18 protein-coding genes are annotated in these 14,889 nt (G+C 42.6%); 11 read left to right on the plus strand and 7 right to left on the minus strand.

The genetic code is table 11. The features are described 5' to 3' along the window. The first annotated feature begins 386 nt into the window (after window positions 1-386). Window positions 387-566, plus strand: coding sequence for a hypothetical protein (locus BIZ37_RS30565; protein WP_255526901.1), 180 nt, complete (start codon window positions 387-389; stop codon window positions 564-566). A gap of 486 nt (window positions 567-1,052) precedes the next feature. Here the strand turns inward: BIZ37_RS30565 and BIZ37_RS25575 are convergent, their stop codons facing one another. After that, window positions 1,053-1,382 (minus strand): hypothetical protein, encoded by a 330-nt coding sequence (locus tag BIZ37_RS25575; protein ID WP_187463914.1) that lies wholly within the window; start codon window positions 1,380-1,382, stop codon window positions 1,053-1,055. Window positions 1,383-2,171: 789 nt separating this feature from the next. Here BIZ37_RS25575 and BIZ37_RS25580 point away from each other — a divergent pair. Further along, complete coding sequence (locus tag BIZ37_RS25580) at window positions 2,172-3,383, plus strand: hypothetical protein (protein WP_187463915.1); 1,212 nt, start codon at window positions 2,172-2,174, stop codon at window positions 3,381-3,383. Between the two features lie 208 nt (window positions 3,384-3,591). On the opposite strand, the gene BIZ37_RS25585 is transcribed toward BIZ37_RS25580, so the two are convergent. Continuing rightward, window positions 3,592-4,437 carry an SDR family oxidoreductase gene (locus BIZ37_RS25585; RefSeq protein WP_187463916.1) on the minus strand — a complete coding sequence of 282 codons (846 nt, stop codon included), beginning with the start codon at window positions 4,435-4,437 and terminating at the stop codon, window positions 3,592-3,594. 572 nt (window positions 4,438-5,009) lie between these two features. On the opposite strand from BIZ37_RS25585, the gene BIZ37_RS25590 reads away from it, so the two are divergent. The 6 genes from BIZ37_RS25590 (at window position 5,010) to BIZ37_RS25615 (ending at window position 8,867) form a co-directional block, all read left to right on the plus strand. Further along, window positions 5,010-5,678 (plus strand): outer membrane beta-barrel protein, encoded by a 669-nt coding sequence (locus BIZ37_RS25590; protein ID WP_187463917.1) that lies wholly within the window; start codon window positions 5,010-5,012, stop codon window positions 5,676-5,678. Window positions 5,679-5,774: 96 nt separating this feature from the next. Beyond that, the gene (locus BIZ37_RS25595) at window positions 5,775-6,122 is read left to right on the plus strand and encodes an antibiotic biosynthesis monooxygenase (protein WP_187463918.1); all 348 of its coding nucleotides are present in this window, start codon (window positions 5,775-5,777) and stop codon (window positions 6,120-6,122) included. A 12-nt stretch (window positions 6,123-6,134) separates the two neighbouring features. Further along, window positions 6,135-6,797: a hypothetical protein gene (locus BIZ37_RS25600; RefSeq protein ID WP_187463919.1), complete on the plus strand. Its 663-nt coding sequence runs from the start codon at window positions 6,135-6,137 to the stop codon at window positions 6,795-6,797. A 158-nt stretch (window positions 6,798-6,955) separates the two neighbouring features. Then, window positions 6,956-7,726, plus strand: a complete 771-nt coding sequence (locus BIZ37_RS25605; protein ID WP_187463920.1) for a transcriptional regulator — start codon at window positions 6,956-6,958, stop codon at window positions 7,724-7,726. After that, window positions 7,719-8,165 carry a hypothetical protein gene (locus BIZ37_RS25610; RefSeq protein WP_187463921.1) on the plus strand — a complete coding sequence of 149 codons (447 nt, stop codon included), beginning with the start codon at window positions 7,719-7,721 and terminating at the stop codon, window positions 8,163-8,165. Before BIZ37_RS25605 ends, BIZ37_RS25610 begins: the two co-directional genes overlap by 8 nt. A 318-nt stretch (window positions 8,166-8,483) precedes the next feature. Beyond that, on the plus strand, window positions 8,484-8,867 hold the full coding sequence (locus tag BIZ37_RS25615; protein WP_187463922.1) for a response regulator: 384 nt from the start codon (window positions 8,484-8,486) through the stop codon (window positions 8,865-8,867). Window positions 8,868-8,975: 108 nt separating this feature from the next. Here BIZ37_RS25615 and BIZ37_RS25620 read toward each other — a convergent pair whose 3' ends face one another. Next, entirely contained in the window at window positions 8,976-9,701 is a 726-nt protein-coding gene (locus BIZ37_RS25620) for a PilZ domain-containing protein (protein ID WP_187463923.1), read from the minus strand. Between the two features lie 261 nt (window positions 9,702-9,962). On the opposite strand from BIZ37_RS25620, the gene BIZ37_RS25625 reads away from it, so the two are divergent. Continuing rightward, a complete protein-coding gene (locus BIZ37_RS25625) occupies window positions 9,963-10,229 on the plus strand; it encodes a hypothetical protein (protein ID WP_187463924.1) in 267 nt (88 codons plus the stop codon). Window positions 10,230-10,233: 4 nt separating this feature from the next. Here BIZ37_RS25625 and BIZ37_RS25630 read toward each other — a convergent pair whose 3' ends face one another. The 4 genes from BIZ37_RS25630 to matP all read right to left on the minus strand — a co-directional run bounded on the left by BIZ37_RS25630 (window position 10,234) and on the right by matP (window position 12,245). Then, the gene (locus BIZ37_RS25630) at window positions 10,234-10,596 is read right to left on the minus strand and encodes a PaaI family thioesterase (RefSeq protein WP_255526899.1); all 363 of its coding nucleotides are present in this window, start codon (window positions 10,594-10,596) and stop codon (window positions 10,234-10,236) included. A gap of 207 nt (window positions 10,597-10,803) precedes the next feature. Continuing rightward, the gene (locus tag BIZ37_RS25635; protein WP_187463926.1) at window positions 10,804-11,196 is read right to left on the minus strand and encodes a PPC domain-containing DNA-binding protein; all 393 of its coding nucleotides are present in this window, start codon (window positions 11,194-11,196) and stop codon (window positions 10,804-10,806) included. 79 nt (window positions 11,197-11,275) lie between these two features. Then, window positions 11,276-11,590, minus strand: a complete 315-nt coding sequence (locus BIZ37_RS25640) for a DUF3634 family protein (protein WP_222939827.1) — start codon at window positions 11,588-11,590, stop codon at window positions 11,276-11,278. A 202-nt stretch (window positions 11,591-11,792) separates the two neighbouring features. Next, complete coding sequence (gene matP / locus BIZ37_RS25645; RefSeq protein ID WP_107298175.1) at window positions 11,793-12,245, minus strand: macrodomain Ter protein MatP; 453 nt, start codon at window positions 12,243-12,245, stop codon at window positions 11,793-11,795. Window positions 12,246-12,465: 220 nt separating this feature from the next. On the opposite strand from matP, the gene BIZ37_RS25650 reads away from it, so the two are divergent. Continuing rightward, window positions 12,466-14,154 (plus strand): Lon protease family protein, encoded by a 1,689-nt coding sequence (locus tag BIZ37_RS25650; protein ID WP_187463927.1) that lies wholly within the window; start codon window positions 12,466-12,468, stop codon window positions 14,152-14,154. A 68-nt stretch (window positions 14,155-14,222) separates the two neighbouring features. Then, a complete protein-coding gene (gene fabA, locus BIZ37_RS25655; protein ID WP_107298177.1) occupies window positions 14,223-14,738 on the plus strand; it encodes a 3-hydroxyacyl-[acyl-carrier-protein] dehydratase FabA in 516 nt (171 codons plus the stop codon). The last annotated feature ends 151 nt before the right edge of the window (window positions 14,739-14,889 follow it).

Here is a 14,889-nt window from a genome sequence, read left to right on the forward strand (position 1 = left end):
CGTCCCTACTCCACAGCCACTCAATCGCAGGATGAACTACCTTGGAAAGAGACACTTTAATCTGGGAAAGCAGGCTGACAATTTAAAATGGGATAAACAGAAGGTGTAAGATCCAGTTAGAAATGTCAGGTTTGAGCCAGATTAAAATGTCATGTTGTTCTAGCTTCCAAACACGCTTTCTTTGCCGTGTTTGGAGACCTTTGATGCTATTGACCATGACTGACAATGAATTACAGAGAATCAAACTAATCCAAGACATCTGTGATAAACGGATCACCAGTGTCAAAGCTACCCACTTACTTAACGCTTGGTCAAACGCTTCATTGAATTTGGCGCTGCTAGTTTGGATTCTTCAAAACGTGCTCAGCTAGGCAACCATCGCCATTATGAATAAATTCATATTACAGACACTGGCCTTGCTCCATCAGCAATACGAAGATTTCAGCCCGACGTTGGCTCATGAAAAACTCTCTGAGCTTCATGATATTCATATTTCCGTTGAAACCTTACGCCAATGGATGATCGTCGATGGTCTTTGGGCTCCCCATAACAAACACAAGCCGTGAGTTTATCAACCTCTCAACCTCTCAACCTTTTGCATCGATGATACCACTGGCCGTTTGATGAACCGGCGCTTCAGTGAAACCAAGTCAGCCTTCGATTATATGGTGCTACCCGTGAATACCTTGAACAGCACGGCAAACCCACTGCATTCTATAGTGATTGGCATGCGGTTTTCCATGTCAGCAAGCGTGATGCCCACACTGAACGACTCACCCAGTTTGGTCGTGTACTGAATGATCTTAATATCGAGCTGATCTGTGCCAACAGCTCACAAGCCAAGGGCCGCGTTGAGCGCGCGAACAAACGTTACAGTGTGATGTTTTGGCACCCAGCTCCATAACGCCCTCAGTGATAGACAGTACGTTGGTTGTTATCAACGGTTTTGGTGTCGCTCAGTAATGTCACCACAAGCTTAAACCCTTGGTTGGTAGAGACTCTCCGCAAATGGATGATCGCTTATAACTAATTTATGGAGACTTGTTCCCTAATCAAAATCCATATTCGCTAAATTCTTCATCAATTAACTGCTCAAAATCACGTAAATTGGTGAACAAATAGGTAGCAAATATTTCAGCATCTAGGACAGTAAGCATATGGTTTGATTGTTCAAGGTAAGATAAATAACGAAGTAACGCCCATCGGGTTGAATGATAAGAAGTTAACAATTCAAGTCCCTCCTCACCAACCTCAAGTTTGATTTTATCGGCAATCTTATCCAGTGAACTTAGTAATTTATACCCATATTCAATGGCCTGTTTTTCTTCCATTTGGCAATTGTAAAACTGCATAAACTCATTAGTTATAATCGGCTTAATCATGACTTTTCACTGCCAACGAATAAATCAATGATGATACTCGGCACTTCTTGCCCACATTGGAACATATTGATTGAGTGTAGGTCATACTTGCTCACTAGCCTCAATATTTTGCAGTGGTAGCCAACGCATGACTCCCCAACTTCATCACGGATTTCAACTACCGCTTTGCCAAGACTCCGTGGTTTCCGAAAGACTTACATCGGCTTTTGCGGGAAACAACTGATGAACTTAATGATATTTTTGCCTGGTAAGAACTGCGTAAGCTCTCCAAAACACTGACATTTCAATATGATAAGGTTGTTTATCTCATTGACCCAATGGGAGAAAACCAGCGGCTTATCAACCAGTAGGTCAAGGTACTCGACCTACCTGACGGCACCATCGCCATTCAATACGGGCACCGGAAGCTGGGATTCAAGATCTCGGTAAACTGAACAATGAAAATAAAGGCCAGATAGTCGATAACAACGACTGGGCGCCGTCCTAAAATTTACCCAAGCCAAACAGCAGGAAAAAGCCATGACGTCCCTACTCCACAGCTACTTACTAGCAGGATGAACTACCTTAGAAAGAGACAGTTTAATCATGAGAAAAACTTACAAATGTCATCGCCATGCGCATAGAGAACAAACAAGTATTAACATGTTGTGATGAACATAGAACAATCAAATGTAATTGTTTTCAACTCTTGTAATTCTGCTCCATTACTGCATTGTAATCTTATGGGAGAGATAAATTATTATATTTAACTTTTATTACAAGATGTAACCAGGCAAAGATGGAGGACACATGAAAACGATGTTCCTTGCTATGACATTGGCTTTGACAGTAACAAGTGTTAAATCTACTGAGCTAGAGGTTTCTTTTGTTTATAGTGATGCTTACATAGCAAACCCAGAAATATTGGTTTCAAGTGAAATTATTGGTTTTTACCGCTCCCTGGATGCCGCAAATATTTTACTCGAAGATCAGGGTGCAGAAATGAAGCTAATTCCAGCTAGAGTTTCAGCCATAGATAAAAATATATTTTGGCCCGGCCAAATTACCCTGCACCTAGTGAATTCGATGAACTACAATGACCCGAACTTAGCAATAGAAACTAACAACTCAGGGCATTTTATAGTTGGGCTAGCAGAAGGTTATCAGTCTACTGTCTACTGGTATAGAAATTCAGTCAGGTTCAACTATGACAAATATGAGTTATTTGAAATAGAAGGAGCTGAGTCAGTTAATACAAAAAAATCAGCTATTCATAAAAATATTATGAATGGAATAAGCAATAGCTATCCAAATTACCAATATATGCTTTTACAGCGAGTCCTTGAAAGTATGGGAGCATATCCATTCAAAGCAAGAGCTAGTAAAGAGTTTGATGTATATGGCATCGGTGAAGATTATGGTTACGGTACAAGTTGCCCACCTAATTTTACTACGCCTTCGCTAATGAATAATGTTCACCTTAATCAGGTTGAAAATATGATGATTACCGGGTCGGATGATTGTAAAGTTGAAAATGCTGATATGGTGCGCTTCATTAACACTTACGCTCCTAAAGTCGCTCAACATGAACCTTACTTAGACATGGCTACCCTCGACATAGTCGCAAAAGAAAACACCCAGGAAAATACGTTTGATTTTACTGTTACTAGAACGAAGCTAATTGATAAGGAAAGTGTTGTTTACCTACATCTTTCAGGCTCGAACCCAACTTATCTAAATGAAGTAGAGCCATTTGAAGTTCAATTTAAACAAAGTCAGACAGAATCAACTGTCAGCATACCTTTTTCGTACATCCACCCCCTCTTTGATGATGCTCAATATGTAGATGGAAAAGTGTTCGCCGTGGGTGTATCAGATTCAGAAGTCTCACCTAAACTGATAGACCTATCGGACCTCAATACACAGTGGCCAGAAAACAATAGCGGATCTGGTGGGGCTTCATTGAGTCTATGGGTATTGCTGGGACTTTTTGCAAGCCCCCTTTTACGTATGAAGAGCTAAGCTAATAAAGAAAAGTACATCCTGTTAACTATCAGGCCTCGGCGATTTTAAGCAATCGCTGAGGCATTAGTGTTATTTGAATATCATTGCGTCCTCAATTTGTATCTTACCAACATCAAGCAAGCTTTGTACTAGATTCATTTAGCTGTTCTGTATCAGAATCATTCATTCAAATTGGCAAATTAAGTGACAATGTAACTTTAGTATCCTACGCTTTCAGCGTATTAAAATACTCATCCCAACTGATATGTGGCCTGCCTGCGGCTAGTTCAAAATGGCTCGGGTTTTCTGCTGCCCCTTCTTGGATGCCTTGGTAGATCCCCGCGATAACTGTTCCAATGAACTCCCCAAGCTCTGATATGCGGTCTTGGCGATACTCTTCGACACTCATTGGTACATAAGTCAGCTTGGTGCCGAACGCGAGATTTATATAATCCGCCAGTTGATATTGCGTGAGGGCCTCACCGTTTAAGTTATAGGTTTGGCCGTTGTGCTTATCTTCAGTTAGCATTTTTGCATAGGCAAAAGCCAGTTCTTCACGAGTTGTATAACCGCACTTGCCATCACCAGCACAGTTATATATCTGGCCTAGTTTCTTGTAGCTTTCTATGTATTCAATATCCGGTTCGATGTAAATACCATTTCGCCCGATCACCCACTCTAGCCCGCTTTCGCGAACGTCTTGCTCGGTCTGGCGGTTACTTTGGATTACCGGAGAAAATGCAGTGCCGACCTCAGCACCTTGGACGCTGGTATACACAATCTTTTTGACGCCTGTTCTCTTCGCCGCTTTTATCACATTACGGTGTTGCTCTATACGTTTGTCAGGGGCATCCATCCCAGAAACGACCAAGAGTGCATCAACAGATTGCAACGATTGTTCTAGTTGTTCTGGTTGGTTGTAATCACCAGGTCTAACTTCTACCCCAAGGTGTTTTGCTTTATCCGGTGTTCGAGCAAGTGCGATAACGTCATCTTTAGATGTGAGCTCTACAGTTGCTTTGACGATGGCAGCCCCTAGTTGCCCACTTGCTGCAGTTACGGCTATTTTCACAGACGATTCCCTCATTGGTGAAATGACAAAGCCCATGCACAAAAGCACAGAGTATTGAACGATATTAGCCTAAAAAGGCATTTTGCGAGATGCCCGTTGTCACACCCAGTAAAGATAAAACGTTACAGGGTCTCTTTTTTCCCATGACTCGGAGCAAAGATATGGACGATAGCCGAGATGTTGGTTAACCCCCTTTTCCGATAATTACGAAAGCGCTAGAGTTGCGGATAAAAGCAAAAGGTAAGAGCACAAGCCGTCTAACGGAACCCATAAGACCTTCCCATTGATTCCGAGTGTAGAATTCGATGCTAAGAGGGTTGTTGTTCTTTCTTTTCTACATGGATATTTTTTGAGTTATACAGCAAAGTATGTAACGGTGTTCAAATAGTTAAGTTATTTATGTTTTACACTCATAAAATTATAGTGCATTAGAGTATAGAGTTTTATGGAAAACATTATAAATCATAGAGATATTGATATTAATAAATTAATTAATGTGAATTATCACCTTTAAATATTTCAATTGAGCACATTATTACTTAGTCTCCTCATCGCTTTAGGAGATTAATACAATGAAACTAACTTTACCGCTTTTTGCCCTTGGTTGCGCCATTACAACCTCTGCCATTGCTGGTCCTATTAAGCTACAACAGAACTATTCTTACGTTTCTGTAGGCTACCAGTACTCTCTATTTAGTGAGTACCTTCCTACTGATATCAATAGTAGCTACGATAATATGTCTGGTTACTACGCTCGTGCCAGTATCAACCCTGTTGATCATTTTTTCCTTGAAGGCCGCTACGATGACGTGTCAAAAGACCGTCTCGGATTCAACCATTCACTAATTGGCCTTGGATACTATATGCCAGTTGGCAAAAACAGTTCAGTATACGCCTTGTTAGGTGCCGAGAAACTCACCGCAGAAATGGACCTGTCCAACCCTCTATTTTCTGATGTATCACTGAGCTATTCAGATACCGCTTTTACTGCTGAAGTTGGTGCCAAATTCAATCTACTAAAGCACTGGACGGCAGAGCCGGCAATTCGTGTTGCGACATTTGACGAACCGCTTTACGAACTACGTTTAGATAATCAGATTCACCTTACCGAGGCGTGGAGCATAGAAGCGAACATTGCACATCGAGCGATGGACCTTGGCACATCACAATTAGGTGAGCTTCCTGTACTTAAAGAAATGAACTTCCGATTAGGCGCTAGATATCAGTTCAATATATCGTAATTCAAAGATAATTAATATTAATTAACTGTGTGTTTGGGTTTTCTTCTTGTTGTATATGCTAAGTTTCGAACGCTATACAATAACAAGGAGATCCAAATGCTAAGTAAAGTCATACCCGCCCTACTATTCGCTTTTGCCGCTGCACCAACAAGTGCCGAAGTGACCCTCATTAACCCTTTTCATGTGCCTGAATCTCATGAACAAGCGGTACTCGATCACTGGGAGCAAGCCAGAGATTTTCTTGTTACTCAGCCTGGCTATATCTCTACCTCATTACATCGCTCTATTCAGCCTAATAGTCAATTCCACTATATCAACATTGCTAAATGGGAATCTGACAACCACTTCAAATCGGCAATCGCCGCAATGAACAAGACACTACCGCCATTGAATATCCCTGGCGTCGAATTTTACCCCGCTCTATATGAAGTTATCAGAAACTAAAAGGAATTTAGTATGAAACTATTGAAGTTTGCTCCGCTTGCTCTTGGGTTAGCGATGACAGCCACACAAGCACATAGCGCAGCCTATGGCGTCAGCCTCGAGTGGAAAACAGATGATGCCCTAACTGTATTTGAAGGTATGAATGCCCAACGCAGTGAATTCTCTAAACTGGTTGAGCAAGGTATTATTCATGATCTTTTCGTTCGCCACTCCATGGTAGATGGCAAACAGTTCCCAATAATCAACTTTGTAATGGAAGCGGACTCAGCCGATCAAGTACTAAAACGCCTAGAGCCTCTTCCTTTCTTTAAAGATGATGTTGTCAAAATCGCGGATATTCGCGACATAGGTACAAAGTGGTTGGACAAAGAAATGGTCCAGAACACATACTCTTTAGAACTGACTTGGTTAGAGCCACAGCAAAACCTACTTGTTGATCAGATCCTTGGCAAAGACCTGCAAAAGGTTGTTAATTGGAATGCGCAAGGTGTCGTTACTTCTGCCTATCTCAGTATTCAAGATTTTGACGGCAACATGAAACAGCCTACCTACTCTATTGCTGTTCAAGCTCGAGATGAAGGCCACGTACAAGAAATGGCCAGAGAGCTGGAAGCGGTCAAGACAGAAAGTGCTTCATACAGCATCATGTACCTTGGTTATAAGTTAAACATTTAACTTTTCAACGGCCGAGCTTGCCTCTAGGTTCGGCCACGAAAAGTTTCACTTTCTCAGAAGCTATATTCAGAAGCTAGATTTTTACCCTTTACAACATTGTTTTGAGCTATCCATTCGCCTAAAATCCCCTGCTCAAAGTGGTGAATATGAGGAAAATTATGCGTGACATGACAACACCGGTTTTACTTGGGGATTTTAAGATAGACCCTGTAACACAAGTGCTGATCCGCACCACTGATAACCAAAGTGTGAAACTTTCCCGATCTGAATCCTTGATCATTTGCATGCTAGCTAAGCAACCTAACGTTGCTGTTAGCCGCGATGCCTTATTGGAAGATTGCTGGACAGGCAAAGTTGTAACCAATAGTTCTCTAACCGTTGCCATCAAACATATTCGGTCTGCCTTTTCAGAACTCGGAGCAGACGATGTCATTGTGACTGAGCCCAAAAAAGGCTATCTCATTCGCCTATCTTCTGTAGAAGAGTTGAAGTTAGAAGAAAACAACAAGAGCAACGCTAGTGAAAAACCACCAGCAAACGACCCAACCGACAGCCACACAGGCCATGCTACACCCGTTTCGCCGTCAAAAACGATTATAACGAAAGCTGCTGTACTCTCTCATCTCACCCAAGCATCAAAACGTTACCTTGTAACTGCCCTTACATTTACCCTAACTATTATCACGCTTTCACAAATGGCTCTTTTCGTTGAAAGTACACAAATAGATCATCACCGCGTCCTTTATGACGGCCAGGTAATGCCACCAGCCGTTATAGATGCAATCAAAGCAACTCCAGATCCAAAGTCAAAATTCATTGCATATCCCCTAGGTGGAATTTGTGATGACTACCAGCTGATTGTCATTGATAACAAAGCAGGCTTTATCGATATCACCTCTCAAATTGAACAAGGTAATTGCCGTGGGTAAAATTATATCTAAAGCCGCATTAGGCGTTTTTTTGGGGCTGGTAGTGACAATCAGTGTCGGTGTTTTTTCAGCTTTAACAACCCAAGGGCGATATGTGTTTGAATCCAGCTATCCCGATGTTGGCCATGAACGCCTTTCCACTGTATTCACCCATGGAAAAATCAAAATGCAATTCTTGGGTTACAACACGTCTGATAAGATCACTATTTCCAAGCAGTTCTACGGATTATTCCTACGCTATGGTTCCCACTACCTCGTGATCGCAAAAGAGCAAGATACGGCGGACAATAAGCAATCTCTCACCGCACGTAGCTTTTACATTATCGAATCAGCAGATAAGGCCGCTTTCATTTCTGATCAACGCGGTATGTTTATCACAAAAGATAATCGTCCACTTTACCTAAATAGCGTGTTACTAGGAAAGCCTCTCGCAATCTGATCAACCACTCGCCTAGCATGCCAATTATTAACATAAGGCTGTACTCATAAGGTACAGCCTTTTTCTTGCACCTTTATATACCCTTTAAAGCCTTATATTTTGTATTGGCAAATTGCTTGTAATTTGAACAATTATTAAATTATAGTGCGTCAGGGTTAAAAGGATAAAGATAGAGTTCACATATTGTTTTATACTTAACCAAGTTGATCGTTAATTTTCCCTATCATACTATATAAACAAGCACATTTTAGTTCGTTGGATGCACAAGTGCTTTTGATGTACTTAGCAAGATCACGATGAGTTTAAGGAAAAACCGCTATGAATAAGTTTCTCATCATTGAAGATAATAAGATGATGGCTAAGATCCTAGCCGAGCTGCTAAGAAAAAGCGTCCCAGTCCAGAAGTTGCTTTACGCCCCTACGGCACAGCAAGCTTATAATACGTTACTAAAGACGACTGTCGATTGTATCTTCCTAGATTTGAATCTATGCAAGCCTTTAGATGGGATCGAGGTATTGCAATATATCAGAACACAATACCCTTCTATGCCGGTGGTGATTGTAACAGGTGACAGTGAAATTGAAACTGTTAAGCGCGTTATCTCCCACAACCCCAATGACTATTTGGTAAAGCCTCTTTCAATGCAAAAAATTCAGCGTTGTCTTGAAAAGCTGGGGATTTTCCAACCAAGTGATTCCTAGACTCCCTTCTTGTTTTTATTTTACTAAGCTAAACCTCATATCCTTGCCTACGATTGTTTAAATCGTAGGTTTCAGCTTAGTCAGAGTCAGAGGCAATCGCACTATTTGTCATGGCTTAAACGATAGTTTTGCGCCATCAAACATCAGCTTATTCATTAGCTCTCTCACCGCCTGCTGCCCTGATTCGTCAAACTCAATACCAAGTTGTTTGTTCACGCCTAACTGCTGATGGTTACAGACTTTTCCTGATAATGGATAAATCACCTCCGTTTTCGGGTGCATCACTTCTACCGTTACAACATTATTGATCTCAATAGTTGGTCCATTCGCTTCAATATAGAAACTACACCCAGAGGTAGAAAGATCTTTCAGTAAAACATTCAGCGTACGAGAAGGCAGTACAATTTCTCCCTCTAGATTCACAGCATAACGTGGCTCTTTTCTAAGCTGAACCACATCAATCTGTGGGGGAATATCAACAACTAACAGCGGAACAGGATCGGTAAGAATATGACTGATCTGAGTACGGACATTAACTAATGCCCCTTCGCCTTTTTCAGAAACCGCTTTAATCGTCATCCGGTAGCCGATCTGGAAAAACTGCTCTCTCTCTACCTTATTAACCTTAGGCAGTTCAATAAACAACTTATCTCTACCATTAGTACCAATGAACACCGAGCTCACTTGATACAACCGCCCTATGGGCGTTTTAACACTGAGTGTGACTTCACTGCCGTGAGTAATTTCCATCAATCCAGGTAACGAAGGTTTTGATTGCTGTCGTGTACGACTCTCCATCGCTCGCCGTTTTATCTGGCTCAGTTGTTGACTCACTATTCTTCCTTACAGCCATTCACTCACTTTATAAGTGAATTCTAATCTTTGTCGAATAATGACTACAATAGTCATTACAAGCAAATTATCGTTAATTAGCATCAAATTGATATCTTCATACCAATTTAAAGAAAAAGCCGTTGTTAATCTGATAGCAAAGTTTATTTTCAGCAAATATATTCTCTGCAGCAAAAGCCATCAAATTTATTGACAGAAATATTAGTTGATACATAATGCTATCTTTTAAGCATTATTCTGTACATGGCAATTACAATAAGAGATATCGATCAGCACTATTACATGATCGAAGAATTAAAGTCGATTACTGAGAGCAACGTCACAACAAAAGCCTTAATTAAAGGTGGCTATATGGCGGTTGAACTGGGCAAACAACTAGAGCAAGAAAAGGAAAAGAGAATAAGGGCCGAGCAAGCACTGAGTGAGCTGCAAGAAAAGATTCAGCATTATCTGTCTAGCCACCAAGCCTTGGTTGATATTGCTGCCTCAAAGACACAGAGCACAAAATAGCCAATTATCCCCCAGCAGCCATCCATTGCTCTGGAACTCTAACAGCCGTTAGCTTGGCCCTAACGGCTGTTTTATTATTGGCGATCAATTCACATTCGAGTTCTGTATTACGCTCATCAATATCAATCACACTCGCTTTTAATACAATCTCTGCATTAATCGACACAGGACGGAGATACTCAAGGGAAAAGCGACCTGTCGCATACCATATTGCCTCTCCTTCGCCAATCTCCCTTCCTGCACGCCGGTAGGCACCAGCCATTGCCGTACAAATACAATGACAATCAATCACTGTGGCAATAATCCCCCCATTTAGGAAATGTGTTGGCGCGGCGCAATGGTAAGCTTGGGGTGAAAACTGACACACCGCTGTGTCCTCCCCAGCCCAGAAGCTTTGAATGTGAAGGCCTTGCGGGTTTTCCTTACCACAGCCAAAACAATGATTACCCTTAATTTGAGCCTGAAAAGACAGGAGACCTTCGCTATTCCCCATAGTATGACTACCTATATACTTATATCTCTTATAGATACAAGTATATATGGCCTGTCATAAAACCTCGGTGAACCTCTCTTTCTATTTCACCACCAGCTCAGTAAACCCTGTGGCGTCGTCTTGTTCACGCGAGAAGGACAGATTGGCATATTCCGCTAAACAGACTTCAGCAGTAAAGGAAACGATCGATCCATCTTGTAGGTGCCCGCCATAAACTCGGCCCGTCTTATCGGCCACAGAAATATGCAAATGCACATGATCTGGGGTCAAAGTCCCACTGAGGGTCAAAATTTCCAATGGCCCTTTAAGTTCTAGGCTTTCAGACTCATTAGCAAGCCGTATAGAGGCATGGGACAGACAACCGACACAACTTAATAGTGACCCTGCTTTAATGTCTTTTTGCTTCACGTAGGCCAGAATAGACCGCTTTAAGTCAGCGCCAAGCGTTAAGCGAAATGCGTGTGGTGTGAGCATCTGGGTTACCTTTATATCCTGGTACAAAAAAGCCCTCCATTGTGGAGAGCTTTGATAGATTCAATGAAGATTATTGATGTTAAGCACGTCTTCCGCGCTTCTTCGAGCCGCCACTATAAGGAAAGACATTATGGATGCGCTGTTTTACCTTTGAAGGCACCGACTTTGAAAACACCAACTTTGTTGTAAAGCGGTTCTTATAAACCTTTACCTTGCCAGAAAACGGTTGTTTATGCGCAATATCTTTACATCCAGCCAAAAAACCGTTCGGGATTTGACCTTTCTGTTGAGTGAGTTTTCCATCCTCGAAGGTCAGCACCATAATCGGCCGATCTTTAAACACAAAAACAAATACAATAATGGCAAGGGCAATCACGTATAGCACGAATTCCATGCTTGGCTCCTTTATCAAGTTCCTTTTCTCGCCCAGTTCTACAAAAATGCGTTTTTAAAAGTGTTTAGTAGAACTAACTGTATTCAAAAGCAACACTAACAATGAATTAACTGGGACACCTAAGTCCTATTTTACAACATGTTAGTGGTTCTCGCCTGAGGCAGGTTAACAACTCTGGCAATGCGCCCAATACTGAGTGCGATTATTCAAAGTCTAATAGCTCATGGAGGTCATGCTTCAAATCCATCACCTTCTTACTCGCCACTTCTGTTTTGTTTGATTCACTCAGGAGATATTCAATAGTGTCAGACAAGGTGGAATCTAGCTCTTTGGACTTTTCTGCCAACTTCTCCCAAACGCGGTAATCGAGATCGATGGATTTCTTGCGAGTATGAACTTGTTCAGCATTGAAGTGACGTTTACGTTTAGCACGGATAGCTTGTTTGAGCTTTTTATCTAGCTCTGGTGACATATGCTTGTCTATCCACTTGAGCACCTTGGTTGGCTCATGCTCAATGGATAACAGTTCATCTACCGCAGCTTTCGCTTCACTGGTATCGATGTAACCGGTGATCGCTTCACCCTCTTTCCATTTTTTTACTAGATAATTCCATTTCCATCCGGCTTCAAGGTTTTCAAGCTGCTGATATTTCATAGTCGTCAGAGATTCTCGATAAGTCTAAACTTAAGTAGTGACAGTGTAACTGTTAGACCTCTAAAGCTCAATTCCATTTTGAAGTTTAAGCGTTTGTTTTTAAGCCGATCTCAACAGGACCGCAAATGAAGTCAATTACATTACACACTAAGCTATTATGCGGCCATTGATTCATTTATACTGCTGACTTTTTCACACTAACGAAATAAAGCACACGCCCATGCATGAACAAAACTGGCGCTCGATGACTCCAGACTACTCTCAGTACCAAGCCATCCTTGAACAGTACAATGATCTCCTTCCCGCAACGACTGGAACCTTACAAGATCGTCTATCAGATGCTGTGCGCCGGTTTACTGCAGTTGAACTTCAACCACGTGTATTGCGAATTACCGCACCTGACAACAAGGTGTACCGTGATTATGTCATTGAGCTGATTTCACAACAAGCCGAAGCCAAAAACGAATCCCCGGTCATCGTCGCCGGCGAGAACGTGACGGAGCTAAGCCTGTTCGGTGCTGTTTACCCTCCAGTCGAAGAAAACAATATCAACAAGCAGCAAGTCAAGCATGGGTTGGTTCACCAAGCCCACAACGGCTACCTGGTGCTTTCTGTCGGTGCAATCCTTGCCAACCCTAGCCTATGGCCTCGCCTCAAGAGCATTTTGATGAACGGGACGCTGGAATGGCAAGCCGCCTCCAAAAAGAGCCTGTACCCTCTGCCACCAGCAGAACAATTGAATATCAAGTTGGTACTCATCGGCGATCGTTACTTAATGGCTGAGCTTGAAAACGCAGAGCCGGATATCTCTTCAGGCTTTACCATGTATGGTGAGTTCGAACAGGATTTGGTGATCACCAAAGATAACCTGCCGCTATACCTTGCTTACCTAAAAGCGATAATCGATAAAGCCAAGCTACCAGAACTTGCTGATGCTGAAGCACTTGAAATGGTGCTAAAAACGGGCGCACGTTACGCTGAAGACCAAACCCGGGTACCACTTTGCCCTATCTGGCACCAAAGCCTACTCTGCGAGGCTGCCCTTGAGTCACAGGGCAATAAGATAACTGCACAGCACCTAAAAGATTCCATTCAGGCACGGGAGTACCGTGAATCTTATCTGCCTGAGCGTGCTATTGAAGATATCCACCATGGCCAAGTAGTCATTAACTGCCAGGGCGAAGAAGTTGGTCAGGTTAATGGTCTTACCGTTGTTGAAGTACCGGGACACCCTCGCGCTTACGGTGAGCCGGCACGTATTTCATGTGTTGTTCACTTTGGTGATGGCGATATTTCAGACGTTGAGCGTAAAGCCGATCTCGCGGGTAATATTCACGCCAAAGGTATGATGATCATGCAGGCATTTATCAGTACTGCATTAGATTTAGACCAACCTTTGCCATTTTCCGCCTCTATCGTATTTGAGCAGTCGTATTCTGAAGTTGATGGTGATAGCGCCTCGCTAGCGGAACTATGCTCGCTAGTTTCTGCACTTTCTATGCAACCTATCAATCAACAAGTCGCTGTTACTGGCGCCGTTGACCAATTTGGCCGTGTACAGGCTGTAGGTGGCATTAACGAGAAAATCGAAGGATTCTACAAGGTTTGTGCGTTCCGTGGCCTGACAGGTAACCAAGGTGTCATATTACCGAAAACAAACCTGACTAACCTATGCCTAAATGATGAGGTGTTGGATGCCATTAAAGCCGGACAATTTCACCTATGGACGGTGGAGAGTGTTGATGACGCACTACCTCGATTAACCGGCCAAGCCTTCCGTAGTGATGATGAAGAAGCAGAAACGCTGTTAGCGAAAATTGCTGAACGCATTGATATTTTCCATCACGGAGACATGGAAAAACATATCGGTTTGCTATCCCGAATTCGTAACTGGTTGGTCCAGAACTGATCCGAGTTGTCTGGCGTACATGTGTAAGCTAAATTGCCTCCATACTTTTTAAGGAGTTTTAAAGTCTGATGAAACGCCAGCAATCTTATAATTACGACGAACTAGTTGCATGTGGTAAAGGCGAACTATACGGCCCTGCTTTCCCTTCCTTGCCATCTGACAACATGCTGATGATTGACCGTATTGTAGAAATCACCGACGAAGGTGGTGAGCACGGTAAAGGTTTCATCCATGCAGAATTAGATATCCGCCCTGACCTATGGTTCTTCGATTGCCACTTTAAAGGTGACCCTGTAATGCCAGGTTGTCTTGGTCTGGATGCAATGTGGCAGCTTGTTGGTTTCTTCCTTGGTTGGGCCGGCGGCGAAGGTAAAGGTCGTGCCCTTGGTGTAGGTGAAGTGAAGTTCACTGGCCAGATCCTACCAGAAGCGAAGAAAGTGACTTATGAAATTCAGCTTAAGCGCGTTATCAACCGTAAGCTAATCATGGGTGTTGCTGATGGCCGTGTCTTGGTCGACGGTAAAGAGATTTACGTTGCTAAAGATCTGAAAGTTGGCCTATTCAAAGATACGTCATCGTTCTAAGCCAATATTCAATATGAATTACCAAAGGTCGCCACTGGCGGCCTTTTTTGGAGCTGGGTGCTGGGTGCTGGGTGCTGGGTTGATATGACCCCCGTAAAGTAGACACGGGGGTTAATTTCTCAGTTCGTACATCATGGGACTCAGTCCACCA

Source organism: Photobacterium sp. BZF1, from assembly GCF_014349205.1.
Classification (GTDB): domain Bacteria; phylum Pseudomonadota; class Gammaproteobacteria; order Enterobacterales; family Vibrionaceae; genus Photobacterium.

Excerpts from the sequence above, each read along its gene's own strand:
- BIZ37_RS30565 (WP_255526901.1), top strand. The coding sequence starts at position 387 with ATGAATAAATTCATATTACAGACACTGGCCTTGCTCCATCAGCAATAC.
- BIZ37_RS25575 (WP_187463914.1), bottom strand. The coding sequence starts at position 1,382 with ATGATTAAGCCGATTATAACTAATGAGTTTATGCAGTTTTACAATTGC.
- BIZ37_RS25580 (WP_187463915.1), top strand. The coding sequence starts at position 2,172 with ATGAAAACGATGTTCCTTGCTATGACATTGGCTTTGACAGTAACAAGT.
- BIZ37_RS25590 (WP_187463917.1), top strand. The coding sequence starts at position 5,010 with ATGAAACTAACTTTACCGCTTTTTGCCCTTGGTTGCGCCATTACAACC.
- BIZ37_RS25595 (WP_187463918.1), top strand. The coding sequence starts at position 5,775 with ATGCTAAGTAAAGTCATACCCGCCCTACTATTCGCTTTTGCCGCTGCA.
- BIZ37_RS25600 (WP_187463919.1), top strand. The coding sequence starts at position 6,135 with ATGAAACTATTGAAGTTTGCTCCGCTTGCTCTTGGGTTAGCGATGACA.
- BIZ37_RS25605 (WP_187463920.1), top strand. The coding sequence starts at position 6,956 with ATGCGTGACATGACAACACCGGTTTTACTTGGGGATTTTAAGATAGAC.
- BIZ37_RS25615 (WP_187463922.1), top strand. The coding sequence starts at position 8,484 with ATGAATAAGTTTCTCATCATTGAAGATAATAAGATGATGGCTAAGATC.
- BIZ37_RS25625 (WP_187463924.1), top strand. The coding sequence starts at position 9,963 with ATGGCAATTACAATAAGAGATATCGATCAGCACTATTACATGATCGAA.
- BIZ37_RS25635 (WP_187463926.1), bottom strand. The coding sequence starts at position 11,196 with ATGCTCACACCACACGCATTTCGCTTAACGCTTGGCGCTGACTTAAAG.
- BIZ37_RS25640 (WP_222939827.1), bottom strand. The coding sequence starts at position 11,590 with ATGGAATTCGTGCTATACGTGATTGCCCTTGCCATTATTGTATTTGTT.
- matP (WP_107298175.1), bottom strand. The coding sequence starts at position 12,245 with ATGAAATATCAGCAGCTTGAAAACCTTGAAGCCGGATGGAAATGGAAT.
- BIZ37_RS25650 (WP_187463927.1), top strand. The coding sequence starts at position 12,466 with ATGCATGAACAAAACTGGCGCTCGATGACTCCAGACTACTCTCAGTAC.
- fabA (WP_107298177.1), top strand. The coding sequence starts at position 14,223 with ATGAAACGCCAGCAATCTTATAATTACGACGAACTAGTTGCATGTGGT.